The sequence below is a fragment of the Clostridium sp. 29_15 genome (genome assembly GCF_001916075.1).
In the GTDB taxonomy this organism is placed as follows: domain Bacteria; phylum Bacillota; class Clostridia; order Clostridiales; family Clostridiaceae; genus Clostridium; species Clostridium lentum.
The window spans coordinates 58,105-75,272 of the sequence record NZ_MNRT01000043.1; the positions used below are offsets into that span (position 1 = coordinate 58,105).

Here is a 17,168-nt window from a genome sequence, read left to right on the forward strand (position 1 = left end):
TAGGTAAAAGTAAAATTAAAAAATTAGATGATATAATTCCAACAAAGTGGTCTACAAAATATTTTTATAATATTAAATTAACAGCACAAGAATATATTTGTAATATGGCTGTATGTAAAGCTCAAGATGCTGAAGATGTATGGTTTATTGCTAATAACCTTTCCGAACCTTATGCAATAAGGGAATACAAAAAAGATTTGATATCTAAGAAATGTTTAGAGATTTTAAAAATAATGGATTTAGTTTAGAAAGTACTTGGAGTACTGACATTCACTATGCAAAGATGTTATACTTTTGTGTTTGTATAGCATATTCTTATATAATTTCACTTGGTACATCTTGCACTAAAGATAAAAAGAATAAATTATTAAGTGCAACTAAAAATATTAAAGGAAAGAAAGTTAGAATTTACAGTTTATTTACTACTTTACTTTTATCTGTTACATACTTCACGAAAAGCAGTGTTAATATATAATCTTTATATTGAGATGCATCCATCCCCCCTCTAAGTTCGTCACAACTTTTCCATAATGAGCTACAATATACTTTACTTTCGTGTAATTATTAAACCCCCTAACGCAAAAATTCCCCAAGACTATAGCCTTAGGGAATATAAAACACACTATTAATTTTTCTAAAATCCCGCTAAACCTTTGATGCCAGGCTATTTCTTAATAAGCCTTACAACTGTCTCAGCGTGAGGAGTATTTGGGAACATGTCCTTAACTTTACTCTTTTCTACTTTGTAACCTGCTGCTAGTAGAGTTTCTAAGTTATCTACCATTGTTTTTGGATTACATGAAACATAGATTATTTCTTTTGCATTAAATTTAATTACGTAATCTAAGGCTTTTGGAGATACACCACTTCTTGGTGGATCTAAAATTATTATGTCTGGTTTAACTTTAACTTGCTTAATTGTTTCTGCAACATCACCAGCAATAAATTCACAGTTATCTAAACCATTTAGCTTAGCATTTTCTTTTGCTGCTTCAACAGCTTCTTCAATAAGTTCAAGCCCAATAACCTTTTTAGCATTAGGTGCTGCTATTTGCCCGATAGTTCCTGTTCCACAGTAAAGGTCAAACACAACTTTATTGTCCCCATTCCCCATGAAATCCCTTACTATACTATAAAGAGATTCTGCTCCTCTAGAGTTAGTTTGAAAGAATGAAAATGGTGATATCTTAAATTTAAGATCTAGTAATTCTTCTATTATATAATCTCTACCATATAGTATATTAACTTTTTCAGGTACTACTGCATCTGAGAATGAATCATTTTCAGTGTGTAATACTGATACTAATTTTCCTTTATAAGTTTGTGATTTTAAAAGTTCTGTATATCCACTTAAGTCAAAATCTATTTGGGTAGTTGTTACTAAATTAACCATAAGTTCTCCAGTGTTAGACGCTTTTCTAACTACAAGGTGTCTTAAGTATCCTTCTCTCTTCATTACTCTATAATAAGGAAGATTTTGCTTTCTAAAATACTCTACTGTAACAGTAAGAACTTTTCTAAAGTCTTCATCAACTATCATACAGTTATCAACTGTTAGCACACCAAAAGATTTACCTTTCATATGCATACCTAAAGTAAGTTCCCCACCTTTTTCTAAATCACCAAAAGTGAATTCCATCTTATTTCTATATTCCCAAGTATTTTCGCTACCTTTAACTCCAAGATACATTCCCATTGGGATATCTTTATCTTCAAATAGCTCACATACTTCATCACTCAATAACTCTAATTGTTTTTCATAAGTTAAGTTTTGAGAGCTACACCCTCCACAAACACCAAAATGAGGACATGGTGCCTCTATTTCATATGGTGCTTTTTCTAAAACTTCTACAAGTTTAACATCTGCATATGTATCTCTTTTTTTCTTTACAGTTCCTTTTACAGTTTGACCTGGGAAAGCCCCTTTAATATATAATTTTTTACCTTCAAATTCACTTATCCCAACAGAAGGAAATTCTGTCTTTTCAATTTTTATTGTAACTTGGCTTCCTCTTTTCATAGTCCACTCCTATTTATATTTATTCATCATAAGCATATTATCTTAATACAAATTTTCTTCCTAATGTTTTACCGCCTAAAAATTCTTGTACTAAAGGATAATATAACACATTACTTACAATAAACACAATAAGGAACATTTCCTCTCTCATAACTATTTTATAACCTGCAACCTTAAATATTAACGAAATTGCTAAATATAATATTAACGCAATAACCACTGCCACTATTTGGTCTACAATACCACTTAAAATATTTTTAATAAACCTAATTACTTTTCCATCTTCTTTTAAAACAGTATCTACTACTATTTCTTCTGATGTCCCTTCTTCAATATTTTCCTCTAAATTTTCAAATTCATCTTTATTATTCATTTATTATCTCCTCCATTTTTTATTTAAAGTTATACTCTTTACTTTCTAATGTATAAATTAAATAATCATCTGTTATAGTTATTGTTTCTGATAATCCATCAAGTTTATTTTCAATTTTATTTACTCCTGAACTATTAGTGATTATATCATATATTTCTTTATTTAATTCAGTATAATCCCTATTCTCTTCCCCTGTAAAGGCTTCTGAGAAAGCTTTTATAGCTGTATTTTCAAATTTGAATTCTCCTTCTTCTTTTATTGCTTTATTATCAAGGTTAAATCCAATTTTTAATACCAGCTTACCAGAAGATAAATCATTTCCATATTGAACTAATTCATATGTCATACTTTCTATTCTGTTGCTTTCTGGTTCTGGTATTTCTAAATATAGACCATTTCTATTTACAGTTGTTCCATTTTCATCTTTAACTTCTTCATGTAAACTATATTCATCTTGTACTTCTAGTATAGTACATATATCTTCTATTCTGTGTAATATTTCTTCATGTAAATTTTGAACTTCATTTCTAGAGTAATCAGTTGCCCATGTACCTTCAGCTTGTATATTTTCTATAACTCTAGCTTTATTATCCTCTAATGAAATACTAATATTATCTTTATTAGTACATGATACCATAGTCATCATTAATAATCCGCTTAAAATAATTGAAATTCTCTTTTTATTCATAAATTACCTCTTCTTCCATCGATAAAAGTTTTTATGATTTCTTAAATCCAATATATTATAACATTTCAAAAAGTTATTTTAAAGTTTTAGCACTAATCTTTAAATAAAATTCATATGTCAAATACTTATAAAGTTATTTGCTCTTTTATCTTTTCAAAAGTCTTATCACCTATTCCATCAACATTTTTTAATTCCTCTAAAGATTTGAAACCTCCATTAGCTTCTCTATAATCAATTATGCTTTGTGCTTTTATATTACCAATTCCTGTTATCTCCTTAAGTTGTTCTAAATCTGCTGTATTTATATTTATTAATGTGCTAACTTTATCGCTATTATTACCGTTACTACTATATGTACTATTATTTTGAACTACACTACTTTCTGTCTCATCATTAATATTACCAATAATAATAAGTTCATGATTTAGAAGTTCCTCTGCTCTGTTAATTCTGCTCAAATCTGCTTCCTCTGTAACTCCACCTGCCATATCAATTAAATCCTTAATAATACTTCCTTCTTCTAACTGATAAACATCTGGCTTTGCAACTTCTCCTTTTATTTCAACAATTATTTTATTTCTGTCTATACTATCTTCATTGATAATAGTGGTATCTTCTTCTAATGTTTCGGTATATTCCATGTTATCATTACTTTCTTCCTCAAATATTTCCGTCATATATTCTTCCTTGAAAGCATTACTACTTTTTTGTTTATATAAAAATATTGAAACAATAAAAATAATAATGGTTATTATAACTAACCCTATAATTTTTTTATTTTTTAAGTCAATCATTTTCTCCCACCTTTTTCATAATATATAATTATTAACATATATATTAAATTTAATCTGAATTTTAATGAAAAAGAATAAAAACATACATGGGAGATACTTATGGGGAACTATACAAAAAAAATAATTACTTCACTTTTTATTTTTGTTATTTTAATTTTGAATATATGCATGATAAATGCTAATGCTTATGTTAGTGAAGTACCTAAATTAAATGCACAGGGTGTGTGCTTAATAGATGGATATACTGGAGATATTCTCTATGAAAAAAATTCAGATGTTCAATTTGAACCAGCATCTACAACAAAAGTAATGACAGCAATAATTACTTTAGAAAACTGCTCACTTAATGAACAAGTTACCATTGGAGAAAATCCTCCTTATGCCGATGGAAGTTCTATGGGACTTCAAGAAGGTGAAGTTTACACTATAGAGGAATTACTTATTGGACTTTTATTACCATCAGCTAATGATGCTGCTGAAGCACTTGCTGAACATGTAGGAGGTTCAATAGAAAATTTTGCTCAAATGATGACAAGAAAAGCCCATGAAATTGGTGCTGTAAATACTACATTTAAAAATCCAAGTGGTTTACATGAAGAAGGACATCTTACTACTGCTCACGACTTAGCTTTAATATTACAATATGCAGCTGAATATAATGATTTTGTTAGAATATCACAAATTGATGAATATTATTACAAAAATCACCCTTATACAGATGGTAGTGAACGTTGGGCAATAAATGGTAATAATTGTTCACCTTACTCAAGTTATGCAAAATATAACTATCCTGAATATGTTTATGATTATATATTTACAGGGAAAACTGGCTGGACTGATGAAGCAAATCATACTTATGTGGCAGCTGCAAAAAAGGATTCTCAATATTTAATTGCTGCTTTTTTAAATGCAAATAATAAGGCTGAACATTATGAAAGCGTTGGTCCTCTATTTGAGTGGGGCTTTGAAAACTTTATTACAAAAAAAATAGTGTCTATAGGCGACATTTTAGATAATTATGTAATTAATGATGATGTTACTATTCCATTAACAAGTGACAGAGATATATATTATACTTTCTTATCAACTGATAATCTATATCCTTCTATAACTGTTAATTACGCCAAGAAAGATTATTCTACTCAAACTATTAGTGAAGGAGACATATTATTTGAAAATGCTTCACTTTTAGTAAATGGAAGTACCTATACTAATGTTAACTTGATAAGTGCAGGGTCAAGAACTTACACTACTTCTGTCAAGGCAGAAGAAACAGTAAACAGTATATCTTCAAACAAATTCTTTATTCCTAGCATAGTTTCTATATTTATTATTTTAATAATAATTTATTTCAATATAAAAAGAAAAATTCGTTACAATAAACGCAGAAGAAGAATAAGGAGAAAACATAGATTTTAATATTTCCAAGCAAAATAAATGAGTCCAAAATTGGACTCGTTTATTTTGCTTTTTTTAAGCTTACTATTAATTTTTCTATATCTGCTGGAAGGTTTGCTGTTAATGCTAATTCCTCTTTTGTTCTTGGAGATTGAAATTTTAATTTATAGGCATGTAAAGCCTGCCTACAAATTAAAGCACTATCATCTGTATCACCATATAAAGTATCCCCATAAATTGGATGACCCATTGCTTTCATATGAACTCTAATTTGATGTGTTCTACCAGTTTCTAATAGACATTCAACAAGTTCAGCATCTTTATAGCTTTCTATTACTCTATAATGAGTTACACTTCTTTGACCTCTTTTATCTACGACTCTCGCCATAACTCCTTCGATTTCTGGTCTATATATAGGAAGGTCTATTGTTCCTTCCTTTTCTGTAAAATTGCCATGAACTAAAGCTAGATATCGTTTTTCTACATTATTGTTTTGCATTTGATTAGATAGCTCGCTATGAGCATACTGGTTCTTTGCCACTATTATAAGACCTGATGTATCCATATCCAATCTGCTTACTAGCCTTACTATACAATCTTGCTTACTTTCTTTAAAGTAATATAATAACCCATTGGCAAGGGTTCCACTTTGATACCTTTTAGTTGGATGTACCACCATATTAGGTGCTTTATTTATAACTATGATATCTTTATCTTCATATACTATATCAAGATTTATCTTTTCTGGAGCGATATTTTGACTTTCCTTTTTGGCTAAATTTATTACAATTTCATCATTTTCTTTTAACATATAGTTCATCTTAACAGGAGTATTATTTACTAATATCCTCTTGTCAATTGATGCACCTTTTATGAGCCTTGATGATAATCCCATCTTTTCCTTTAAGAATTCCCTTATCTTTCTTCCTTCAAATCTCTTATCTACTTTTTCTTCTAAAGTGCTCATTAAACTCCTCCATCATAATATAAATTAATTATAGTCTTCACCTAAAATTATAACTGCATCATATTCAGGATAATTACTTATATCCTTACTTGTTTTACCTATGCCTGTATCACTTTTTAATATATCTCTAAGTTTACTGTCTTTACACATTATAATAGATTTATCCGTTGACTCTGCATTATCTATAGTAACATTTACATATCCTATTTTCTGAAGGTCGCTTCTAAAATTCCCTGCTAATCCATTAGTATTAGTTCCATTTAAAACTAAAATGTTATATCCAGTTCTATCCACAGAAGATACAGATGCACCTGACTTAAGGGCGTCTAATATATCTGTATTATAACTTTTTTCAACAACTAAAAATGATTGTCCATATATTTTTTCATCATACCCTTGTAATGTATGCATACTTATTCCTGAATTCTTTACAATCTTTAAAGCATAATTAATTATCTGACTACCACTCATATTCGTTACTACATTAGATTTTACAGCATTCATAATATCTGGCAAATCTAGTAAAATTAAAGGATTCATCATCTTCTTAAATACAGCTTGCATGAATCTTTGTTGATTTGATATTCTTCCTAAATCTCCATCAACAAATCCACTACCATCATTATTCTTTCTCCATCTGATAAATTCTTCAGATTTTTCACCATCTAAAAGAACTGTCTCACCTTCTTTAAAATGAATATGAAGATTTTGTGCATCATCATCATAATCCATATTTCTATCTATATACATCTCTATTCCACCAATGGCGTCTATTATGCTCCTAAATGCCTTATAATCTATTTCAACAATGTAGTTCACATCTATTTCTAATAATTTTTTCACCTGCATCACAAGTTCATCTTCGCCGCCTAAAGCATAAGCAGCATTTATTTTCCAATAAGGAATGTAATTCCCTTCAGAATCATAGGCATCTTCTACTTCTATAAGTGTATCCCTTGGTATTGACACAATATTAACAACATCAGTAATAGGATTATAATTAAATACCATCATTGTATCTGTTCTTCTAAGTCCAGCATTGCCTTCTTGATCAATATCTCCTATATCCATACCTACCACTAATATGTTTAATGATTCATTTTTAGCTGGTGCTTTTCCACCTCCAAGATTATCTGTCTTTAGCCCAAAAATAAATGATAAAGCATATATTGCGGTAAATGCTATCAGTAAAAAAATTAATATTACAAAAGAAGCTACTGCTCTTTTTCTTTGAGCTTTTTTCTTTGCTTTTCTTCTAGCTTCTTTCCTTTTTTCCATTTGTACTCTTTCAGCCTTACTAATCACCGAAGCATTAAGTCTCTTTTTCTTCGCGACATTATCACTTTTTTTATCATCTTTATGTGTAGCCATACCAATTACCTCACAAATAATTTTATATATCTATTTATAATTATTATACAATAAATAATTTCTTGCTTTCACTGTATTAACATCAATTAAACAGCCCTTTTCAAGTAAATATTTTATTGTATAAGTTAAAGCATTTAGCATAGCTTTATCTAAATCATCTTTGCTATCATTTCTTAATTCTTCTACCATTGAAAAATCTCTTGATGGTTCAATCATATCCGCCAAATATATTATTTTATCAAGCTTTGACATATTTTCTTTTCCAGTAGTGTGCCATCTTATGGCACTTAATATTTCTTCATCTACTATTCCAAAGCGTTCTCTAGCTACTATTGGCCCTACAATAGAATGCCATAACTCTCTAGTATTTTTTTCATCTACACTTAATGTAATATTATTTGCCTCTATAATTTTTAATAATTGCTCCGAAGATAAATTTTTTGCTATATCATGGGCTAAAGCTGCTATTTCAGCCTTTTTAATATCTACTCCGTATCTTTTAGCTAAATCCTTTGCTGTTTCAACTACACCTAAAGTATGTAGATATCTTCCCTTTACCAGATTTTCTTCCAAATACTCTTTCATGAATTCAATATTTTTCATTAATTAGTCCCCCTATAAAGATTATTATAATTTATATATTCCAAAACTTTATTAGGAAGGAAGAAGTCTACCCTCTTTTCTTCCTTGATTCTTTTTCTTATTATAGTTGAAGAAATATCTATAGACATAATATCAAGCAGTACTATTTCTGCTTGATATTTATTTTCTAGATATTCCTTTTGACTTTTTAATGTTTCTCTATTAAATTCCCCTCTATTAAATACTACAAAGGTACAATTATTTAATACTTCTTTAGTATTTTTCCACTTTTCAATATCCATTAAAGAATCAGCTCCAGCTATAAAGTATAGCTTAAGATTTACTTCTTTAAGTACATTCAAAGTTTCATAAGTATAACTATATCCGTTTTTCTCTATTTCATAAGAATTAATTTCAAATCCTTCATAACCTTCTATAGCTCTTCTTACCATCTCATATCTAAATTTTGCATCAATTATTGTATCCTTTTTATGAGGTGGATTTCCAGCTGGCATAAATATAACTTTATCTAAATTCAATTGCTCTTTTGCTTCATAAGCAATATATAAATGTGCTAAATGAATAGGATTAAAAGTTCCTCCCATTATACCATACTTCTTCATAGTCTTACTTCTTTCTTGCTACAGGTAATTCTATTGTTGGCTTTTTCTTTGATTGCTTAAATAATACTATCTTACTTCCAATAGCTTGAATTCCTTCGCATCCTATTGCTTCACAGATTTCATTTGATGCTTCTCTTGCATCTAATCCGCTGTTTTCTAAAACCTTTATCTTTATTAACTCTCTTTTTTCTAATGCATCTTCAATTTGCTTTAAGAAAGCTTCTTCTATTCCACCTTTTCCAATTTGGAATATTGGTTGCATAGTATTCGCTAACCCTCTTAAATATGCTCTTTGTTTACTCGTTATCATATTTTAATCCTCCTATAAAATATACTCAAATTCAAAGTCATTTAAGCTAACCATATCTCCGTCTTTAATTCCCATTTCTCTTAATTCGTTGAATACACCTTTATTGTTAAGAACTTTATGGAAGTATCTTAACGAATCTGCATCATGGATATTAACTGAAGCTAATAATCTATCTACAAATGAGCCTGAAACATAATATGTATCGCACTCTTCACCATGTTCAACATTAATTTCATATGTGAATTTCTTTTCTTCTGGGATATATCTTTCTTCATCAGTAATTTCTAAATCTGCAAATGGAATTTCTGTAAGCATTCTTCCAGCTTCTTTTATTACTTCTTCTACACCTAACTTAGTAGCTGCAGACATCTTATAAACCTTATCAAATCCTAATTCATTAACTTTTTTCTTAAAGTCCTCAAATATTGATTCATCATATAACATATCAGCCTTATTAGCTACTACTATTTGTGGTCTATCCCAAAGCTTAACTGAATACTTCTTAAGCTCTTCATTAATTTTCACGAAATCTTCAAAAGCATCTCTTCCTTCAACTCCTGAAATATCAACAACATGTATAAGAAGTCTAGTTCTTTCTATATGTCTTAAAAACGCTAATCCTAAACCAACACCTTCGGCAGCCCCTTCAATTATACCTGGAATATCAGCCATAACAAAAGCATTCATTCCTTCAGCTTTAACAACACCTAAATTTGGCTTTAATGTTGTAAAGTGATAGTTAGCTATCTTTGGCTTAGCAGCTGTTACTGTTGATAATAACGTTGATTTACCTACATTAGGGAATCCAACTAAACCAACGTCAGCTAATAATTTTAATTCTAATATTAAATTAAACTCTTCACCTGGCATTCCTGGTTCAGCAAAGTGTGGTGCCTGTCTTGTAGGTGTACAGAATTTACAATTTCCTTTACCACCTTTACCACCTCTAGCTAAAACAAATTCATCATCTTTATGTGATAAATCTACAATGATTTTGTTTGATTCAGCTTCTCTTATTATTGTTCCCATTGGTACTTTAATAACAAGATCCTCTCCGTCTTTTCCGTAACATTTTGAGCCTTGACCGTTTCCACCATCAGCTGCTACGAATTTCTTTTTATATTTAAAGTCTAAAAGTGTAGTTAGCCCTGTATCTACTATAAACTTTACACTTCCACCTTTTCCACCATCTCCACCATCTGGACCTCCAAGTGGAACATACTTTTCTCTTCTAAAAGTTACAGCACCATTTCCACCATTTCCAGACTTAACGTATATCTTGGCTCTATCTATAAACATCTCTTTTCCTCCAATCGTTATTATTTTCAGAAATAACAAAACTTTTTATTTATTATTCCCACAACAAGCTATTTAAATTATTCTGTATAGTAATAAAAGCACCCATATGGGTGCTTTTATTATAAAAATTATTCTGCTATTTCTTCAACTTGTACTGGGTACACAGAAACTTTTTTCTTGTCTCTTCCCATTCTTTCGAATTTAACAATTCCGTCTACTGTAGCAAATAGAGTATCATCTCCACCTCTTCCTACGTTAACACCTGGGTGGATTTTAGTTCCTCTTTGTCTATAAAGGATGTTTCCAGCTAAAACGAATTCTCCGTCTGCAGCTTTAGCACCTAATCTTTTAGATTCAGAATCTCTACCGTTCTTTGAGCTACCTACCCCTTTTTTGTGGGCAAATAATTGAAGGTTAATCATTAACATATATTTACACCTCCTCGTACATAAATTTTATATATTTATTCCGTTTATTTTTCCCTAAACTTGCATCAAGAGACATAATTACACTTTCAATACTTTTTTCAAATGTTAAAAGTAAAGTTTGTCCTTGCATTATCATTTCTTCATTAAGAGTAGATAAATCTAATGATAAAAAACCATCATTTATCTCATACTTTACAGGAAGTTTAAGCACTTCTACCATACCAATTAAGATACCTTGAGATAATACTGAAACAGAGTTGCATATCATATCGTACGCATCACCAATGGTGTTTTCCATTTCTTTTCTTGATAAAGCATGGCCTTCAATCTTAAATCCGATTGATAAACTATTGCGTTTAAAACTAACAACCTTAATCATAACTTAAAATTAAGCTTCGATTTTTTCGATAACTAACTTAGTGTATGGTTGTCTGTGTCCAGTTTTCTTTCTGTAATCCTTCTTTGGTTTATACTTGAAAACTGTTATTTTCTTAGCTTTACCTTGAGCTGCAACTTTTGCTACAACCTTAGCTCCTTCAACAACTGGAGTTCCAACTTTTAAAGTTTCTCCGTTAGAAACAGCTAAAACTTCTGTTAATTCAACTGTAGAATCTACTTCAGCGTTTAATTTTTCAACGTATATTACGTCTCCTTCTTGAACTCTAAATTGCTTTCCACCTGTAACTAATACTGCGTACATTAAAACACCTCCTCTAAATACGGTCTCGCCTCTGCAGGTACAAAGATTTAACTTTGTTTTACTTAAAACCTGTTACGTGCGGTCTACAAATGACATTCTATCACAAATTTATACATCTTGTAAAGAAATTTATCATACTTTCTCAATAGTTTTTATCTTGTAATGTTGGTAATTATCTTTTTGATTCGAAAAGATAAGTGGCTCTATTTTATAACCTTCAATATCATATGCAAAGTTTAAATAAATTTCTTTATCTAAACCTTCAATATTTTTTATAAAATTAAATAAATCCCCAGTAATATCATGTTCATAATTCTTATCTATCTCAATATAAAAATCCTTTATTGAGTTTTCTCTAGAGCATTTGATAATTTCATTTCTAATAAGATTTTCAATATATGATCTTTTTAGTAAAAATCCATTGCTTTTGCATACTTTACAAGGTTCTTCTAAATATTCATAAATTGATTTTCCTTTTCTTTTTCTTGAAACCTGTATAAGCCCAAGCTCTGTAAAAGGATATACCTTAACGTTACCTTTATCTTCTTTTAAAGCCTTACGTAATTCTTCTATTATTTTAGGTTTTTGATAATCTTCTCTTAAATCTATAAAATCAATTAAAATAATACCACTTAAATTTCTCAGTTTAATTTGCCTTCCACACTCTCTAGCTGCTTCTAAATTAGTTTGAAATATAGTTTTAGAAAAGTCACGACCCTTGATATTCTTTCCACTATTTACATCTATAACATACATAGCCTCTGTCTTGTCAATTATTATATATCCACCGCAAGGTAAATTAACTTTTTTATGACGTAATTTTAATATTTCCTTTTCAATGCCATAGAAATCAAATAAACTTCTTTTTTCACCATATAAAGATAACTGTATATGCTCTTTATCTTTTAATATTTCACTTATATTGTTTAAATATTCTTCATTATCAAAGAATACCTTAGTTTTCTTATTCTCTATTTCTTCGAAAAACTTCTTTAAAATAGTATTACTTTGAAGTTTGCCTAAATTAGTTGAATATTTAAGCTTTCTTTCCATAGCATCTTTCTTTTCTAGTAAGATTGCAAGCTCTTTTAAAAGTTCTTCTTCTGTAGCCTTTACAGATTCTGTCCTTAATACTATGCCAACATCTTTAATAGGCTTAATAATTGAAGTAAGTCTCTGTCTATCTATTACATCTTCAATTCTTTTAGACAAACTTAATCCTTCATCTCCCATGATTAAAACTAGATTTTTTCCTGCTATTGATATCTTATGAGTTACTTTGGCACCTTTATCACATAAAGGCTCTTTAACCACTTCTATTAAGATATCCTGCCCTTTTTTTATATTCATTCTTTTAAGCTCATCACTATAATACATATAAGCTTCTTTCTCCAGGCCAATATCTACAAAAATAGAATTTATAGCAGGCACTATATTTTTAATTCGTCCTTTATAAATCTCACCTATCTGTGGCTTTGATGTTTCTTCTTCAACTATACATTGAACAAGTTCACCATTTTGTTTTACAGCAACTCTAATCTGCTTTTCTCTACTTTCAACAAAAACTTCTCTCATATACACACATCCTAAAGAGCTTTAAATAATGGTACATACTTATTATCTTTTAATACGTACATTTCTTCTCTTTTTACACTAACAAATGATTCTGTATTTACATTTTCTATCTTGCTTGTTATAAATCTTGCTAAAAGATCAGCTGATAGATTTTCTCTGCTTCCTGTAGCAATCAATGCATTGATAACTAATTCTCCATCTTTAACCCAATACTTTAACTCTTTAACTAAAGGCTTTATATCAGCCATCTTTTCCCCTTTTTTGCTTTTCTTTAAAGTTTCCCAAGCATTTTCATTTAAAAGTGAAGCCATTTTTTCCTCAACTTTTTCTTCATTAACTAACTTTAATTTAATTATGTATCTCCCTGCATCTAAAAGTGCCATGGCTTGTGGTACTCTCTTAACATTTTCTACAATTTCAATTGGAGTAGCTTCAAAAAATCTGATTGTTGGTGGAGCTGCCTCATTTAATCTTGCTAAAATATCATCTACTTGCATCTTTTCAGTTAATACTATATCCATGTATTCCCCATCAGAATAAACACCTACTGAAAGAGGTTGTGCTAAAGATAGTGCCATATGAGGATTGAATCCTTTAGAATATTCTATTGGAACTTGTGATCTTCTTATTATTCTTTGAATAGTTCTCATTAAATCCAAGTGAGAGATAAACTTTATACCTTCACCTTTAGAAAATTTAATTAAGTATCGCACCTTCAAAACACTTCCCTTCCTTAAAGTTTACATTGATTCCACATCCAGTACAGCCTTCTCTACAGTTTCTTGTAGTTGCTGCAACCTTTGCTTTTTCATTTTCTCTTTCAAGATATTTTCTGTTTACACCTATATCTATGAAATCCCATGGTAATATTTCATCATAACTTCTTTCTCTATATACATAGAACTCTGGATCTATATTACATTCTGCCATTGCTTCATTCCAAATATCCATACTGAAGTATTCTGACCACCCATCAAACTTAGCTCCCTTTTCAAAAGCCTTAATTAGAGCTGCACAAGTTCTTCTATCTCCTCTAGCAAATACCGCTTCCATAAGAGATGTATCTTGGTGGTGGTACTTATAGCTTACAGCCTTGCTCTTAATAGCATATTTGATAGCTTTTATTCTTTCAGTTACAACTTCTGGTCTTTCCATTGGAGCCCATTGGAACGGTGTAAATGGCTTTGGTACTAATATTGATGAACTTGCTGTTATCTTTAACCCCTTAGCTCTTTGTTCTTTTGCTATGCTATAGTATACTTCTGCTATCTTATCTGAAAGCTCAGCAATACCTACTGCATCTTCTAATGTTTCATATGGAAGTCCTATTATAAAGTATAACTTAATTGTACTCCAACCTGATTCAAAAGCACTCTTAGCCGCTTCTAATATTCTTTCTTCTGTTAATCCCTTATTGATTACATCTCTCATTCTTTGGGAACCGGCTTCTGGCGCAAATGTAAGTCCACTCTTTCTTACTTTTTGAATTTCTTTTATTAAATCAACTGAGAAAGCATCAACTCTTATTGATGGAAGAGCTATACCTACTTTATTTCCTTCATGCTCAGCCACTAATTCAGTGATAAGCTTTTGTATATCAGAATAATCACATGTACTTAATGAAGATAAAGAAATTTCTTGGTATCCAGTGGCTTTCACAGCATCTCTTGCTTGTTTTATAAGTGTATCTCTGGTCTTTTCTCTTACTGGTCTATAAATCATACCAGCTTGACAGAACCTACATCCATTTGTACATCCTCTAAACGTTTCAAGAACAACTCTATCATGAACTATTTCAGTGTAAGGTACAATCATATCAACTGGGAAGTCTACCTTATCATAGTTATTTACTATTCTCTTTTGTACCTTAGCTGGTACATCTTCATACTTAGGTGTAAATTCCTTGATAGTTCCATCTTCATTGTAGGAAACATCATATAATGAAGGTACATATATACCTCTTATCTTAGATATTTCTCTTAAAAATTCTTTCTTCTTCCCTTTACCTTTATACTTTTTATAAACATCAAGTACATCATTCATCATTTCTTCGCCTTCACCAATTTCAAAGAAATCTACTATATCACATAATGGTTCAGGATTATATGCGCAAGGTCCTCCAGCCATAATGATTGGAGCATCTTCTCCCCTTTCAGAAGCTCTAAATGGTATTCCAGACATATCAAGCATATTTAATATATTTGTATAACTCATTTCATATTGAAGAGTAAATCCTAGTATATCGAATTTCTCTAATGAATCTTTTGTTTCTAAAGTATATAATGGAATATTATTTTTTCTCATTAATTCTTCCATATCTGGCCATGGTGCAAAAGTTCTTTCACAATATGTATCTTCTCTTAAATTTATTGTATGATAAAGTATTCTAGTACCTAAGTGAGACATCCCAACTTCATATACATCTGGGAAACAAAATGCAAATCTTATATCAACATCTTTTGGATTTTTAATTACTTGATTTAACTCCCCACCAACATATCTTGATGGCTTTTCAACTTTACATAAAATATCATCACTAATTTTATTCATAAGTTCCTCCCTTATACATAATAAAAAGAAGTATCTAAGTACTTCTTTTTATTTTTCATTTTAACATATTATTAAATTAAATGAAACTAATTACTACACTTATCTCTTACCATAGTATTCCTCTAAGCTAATGTTTCCATAAATCTTTAATCCTTCTATCAGTTCATCTTCTGCAATAATAAATCTTACTTTTAAATCATCATCAAGCACATAAAAAATATTAAACCTATTCTTATCCACTATCTTCATTAAATCCACAAGTCCCAATTTATAATATACAGAAATCACCCTATTTTCTAAATAGTTGTTCCTAATTAACTTTCGTACTTTTTTATAAATATTCCCCATTAAGATATACATAACCGCCTTTTTTTCAGTTCTCGTTATATAAATGATAATAACAGCAACTAGCAGCATAGTTACATTAATAGAACTATATTTATACACTCCATAAAAACAGATGGCAATGAATGCTCCCCCAATAAAATAACTTATGCCTGCTATCCTAAGCTGTGCTTCTTTATATAGCATCTTCCTAGATAATATAACCTCTAAAATTCTTGCACCATCTAAAGGATATGCTGGCAATAAATTAAATATTGCTAACCCTATATTAATAGTTACAATAATTTCAGATAGCTCAAATCTTACATAATAATTTATTAGTATAAATATAATAGCAATACATATATTAGATAAGGGACCAACTATGTATATAAGCAGTTTTTCTTTATAATTTAGCTCATCTACATCAAGCAGATCCACTCTTGCACCATATATATGCATTTGAAAATTATTAAATTTACTACCTCTCATCATTGCCAATATTATGTGACTGAATTCATGTATAAGTATTGATATAAAAGATATCAGCAAATTTTGTTTTTGTTCTAGATGAAGTATGATAAACATCAGTATTATTTCTGCAAAAATCAATATATTCCATCTATATAACAAACTGCACTTTACCTTTATGAAACCTTTTAAAAATATTTTTTTTATTTTCATATCATTTCTCTATTGGTGCTTCACTAATATTCTCTCTTATCCATTTTAAACATTTTGCTGCTCTACTTTTTATATCGCTAATCTTTACATACTTTATATCATCTATTATTTCAGAATAGCTGCTTCTTTCACTTATATTTTCTTTAAAGACATTAAAAGCTTCTACAGTGCTAGTATTATTGGAATACTTCATTGCTAATACTGTCACTAAAACAATAAATGTTACTATACATTGAAATATACAGTATTCACTACATTGCCTAAAAACATTACTACTCTTATTTTTCTTATAACCATTACTAATATTCCTATATGGCCTTTGGACTTTTGATTTATTAGTTATAGAATTATAGTATTTACTATATTCTGAATTATACTTTCCCATAAATAACCTCACAATAACACTTCAATACTAATTATATTTTTCTTATTAACAAATTATTCTATTACTACCTATAAAGAATGTATACTTCTTAAATATT

At 29.6% G+C, this 17,168-nt stretch carries 19 protein-coding genes and 2 pseudogenes; 2 read left to right on the forward strand and 19 right to left on the reverse strand.

Annotated elements, in window-relative coordinates:
- A pseudogene (locus BHW04_RS11615) lies at window positions 1-248 on the forward strand (IS4 family transposase); the annotation flags it as partial.
- 160 nt (window positions 249-408) lie between these two features.
- Here the strand turns inward: BHW04_RS11615 and BHW04_RS11620 are convergent.
- The 5 genes and pseudogenes from BHW04_RS11620 to BHW04_RS11640 form a co-directional block, all read right to left on the reverse strand.
- A pseudogene (locus BHW04_RS11620) lies at window positions 409-525 on the reverse strand (type I restriction-modification system subunit M N-terminal domain-containing protein); the annotation flags it as partial.
- Between the two features lie 139 nt (window positions 526-664).
- On the reverse strand, window positions 665-2,020 hold the full coding sequence (gene rlmD / locus BHW04_RS11625; RefSeq protein ID WP_302699764.1) for a 23S rRNA (uracil(1939)-C(5))-methyltransferase RlmD: 1,356 nt from the start codon (window positions 2,018-2,020) through the stop codon (window positions 665-667).
- A gap of 37 nt (window positions 2,021-2,057) precedes the next feature.
- Window positions 2,058-2,393: a hypothetical protein gene (locus BHW04_RS11630; protein WP_022168497.1), complete on the reverse strand. Its 336-nt coding sequence runs from the start codon at window positions 2,391-2,393 to the stop codon at window positions 2,058-2,060.
- Window positions 2,394-2,412: 19 nt separating this feature from the next.
- Entirely contained in the window at window positions 2,413-3,081 is a 669-nt protein-coding gene (locus BHW04_RS11635) for a hypothetical protein (RefSeq protein ID WP_022211804.1), read from the reverse strand.
- Between the two features lie 125 nt (window positions 3,082-3,206).
- On the reverse strand, window positions 3,207-3,875 hold the full coding sequence (locus BHW04_RS11640; protein ID WP_022211805.1) for a ComEA family DNA-binding protein: 669 nt from the start codon (window positions 3,873-3,875) through the stop codon (window positions 3,207-3,209).
- A gap of 99 nt (window positions 3,876-3,974) precedes the next feature.
- Here BHW04_RS11640 and BHW04_RS11645 point away from each other — a divergent pair, with 99 nt between their 5' ends.
- Window positions 3,975-5,294 (forward strand): D-alanyl-D-alanine carboxypeptidase family protein, encoded by a 1,320-nt coding sequence (locus BHW04_RS11645; RefSeq protein ID WP_302631049.1) that lies wholly within the window; start codon window positions 3,975-3,977, stop codon window positions 5,292-5,294.
- A gap of 40 nt (window positions 5,295-5,334) precedes the next feature.
- Here the strand turns inward: BHW04_RS11645 and BHW04_RS11650 are convergent, their stop codons facing one another.
- The 14 genes from BHW04_RS11650 to BHW04_RS11715 all read right to left on the reverse strand — a co-directional run bounded on the left by BHW04_RS11650 (window position 5,335) and on the right by BHW04_RS11715 (window position 17,071).
- Complete coding sequence (locus tag BHW04_RS11650) at window positions 5,335-6,240, reverse strand: RluA family pseudouridine synthase (protein WP_022211807.1); 906 nt, start codon at window positions 6,238-6,240, stop codon at window positions 5,335-5,337.
- A gap of 24 nt (window positions 6,241-6,264) precedes the next feature.
- Window positions 6,265-7,611, reverse strand: a complete 1,347-nt coding sequence (locus BHW04_RS11655; protein ID WP_302699767.1) for an LCP family protein — start codon at window positions 7,609-7,611, stop codon at window positions 6,265-6,267.
- A 30-nt stretch (window positions 7,612-7,641) separates the two neighbouring features.
- Window positions 7,642-8,214, reverse strand: a complete 573-nt coding sequence (gene yqeK, locus BHW04_RS11660) for a bis(5'-nucleosyl)-tetraphosphatase (symmetrical) YqeK (protein WP_022211809.1) — start codon at window positions 8,212-8,214, stop codon at window positions 7,642-7,644.
- A complete protein-coding gene (gene nadD / locus BHW04_RS11665) occupies window positions 8,214-8,816 on the reverse strand; it encodes a nicotinate-nucleotide adenylyltransferase (RefSeq protein ID WP_186834636.1) in 603 nt (200 codons plus the stop codon). Before nadD ends, yqeK begins: the two co-directional genes overlap by 1 nt.
- A 4-nt stretch (window positions 8,817-8,820) precedes the next feature.
- Window positions 8,821-9,126, reverse strand: coding sequence for a ribosome assembly RNA-binding protein YhbY (gene yhbY, locus BHW04_RS11670; RefSeq protein WP_022211811.1), 306 nt, complete (start codon window positions 9,124-9,126; stop codon window positions 8,821-8,823).
- 12 nt (window positions 9,127-9,138) lie between these two features.
- Window positions 9,139-10,425, reverse strand: coding sequence for a GTPase ObgE (gene obgE / locus BHW04_RS11675; RefSeq protein WP_302623312.1), 1,287 nt, complete (start codon window positions 10,423-10,425; stop codon window positions 9,139-9,141).
- 128 nt (window positions 10,426-10,553) lie between these two features.
- Entirely contained in the window at window positions 10,554-10,853 is a 300-nt protein-coding gene (gene rpmA / locus BHW04_RS11680) for a 50S ribosomal protein L27 (protein WP_022211813.1), read from the reverse strand.
- 4 nt (window positions 10,854-10,857) lie between these two features.
- A complete protein-coding gene (locus BHW04_RS11685) occupies window positions 10,858-11,232 on the reverse strand; it encodes a ribosomal-processing cysteine protease Prp (protein ID WP_022211814.1) in 375 nt (124 codons plus the stop codon).
- Between the two features lie 9 nt (window positions 11,233-11,241).
- Window positions 11,242-11,553, reverse strand: a complete 312-nt coding sequence (gene rplU, locus BHW04_RS11690) for a 50S ribosomal protein L21 (protein WP_186834634.1) — start codon at window positions 11,551-11,553, stop codon at window positions 11,242-11,244.
- A 132-nt stretch (window positions 11,554-11,685) separates the two neighbouring features.
- Window positions 11,686-13,128: an Rne/Rng family ribonuclease gene (locus BHW04_RS11695; RefSeq protein WP_302699771.1), complete on the reverse strand. Its 1,443-nt coding sequence runs from the start codon at window positions 13,126-13,128 to the stop codon at window positions 11,686-11,688.
- A gap of 11 nt (window positions 13,129-13,139) precedes the next feature.
- Window positions 13,140-13,841 (reverse strand): TIGR03936 family radical SAM-associated protein, encoded by a 702-nt coding sequence (locus tag BHW04_RS11700; RefSeq protein ID WP_302699849.1) that lies wholly within the window; start codon window positions 13,839-13,841, stop codon window positions 13,140-13,142.
- Entirely contained in the window at window positions 13,825-15,678 is a 1,854-nt protein-coding gene (locus BHW04_RS11705) for a TIGR03960 family B12-binding radical SAM protein (RefSeq protein ID WP_302699773.1), read from the reverse strand. The genes BHW04_RS11700 and BHW04_RS11705 overlap by 17 nt, the downstream gene beginning before the upstream one ends.
- A 99-nt stretch (window positions 15,679-15,777) precedes the next feature.
- Entirely contained in the window at window positions 15,778-16,686 is a 909-nt protein-coding gene (locus BHW04_RS11710; RefSeq protein WP_302623497.1) for a site-2 protease family protein, read from the reverse strand.
- A gap of 1 nt (window position 16,687) precedes the next feature.
- The gene (locus BHW04_RS11715) at window positions 16,688-17,071 is read right to left on the reverse strand and encodes a hypothetical protein (protein ID WP_186834630.1); all 384 of its coding nucleotides are present in this window, start codon (window positions 17,069-17,071) and stop codon (window positions 16,688-16,690) included.
- Window positions 17,072-17,168 lie beyond the last annotated feature (97 nt).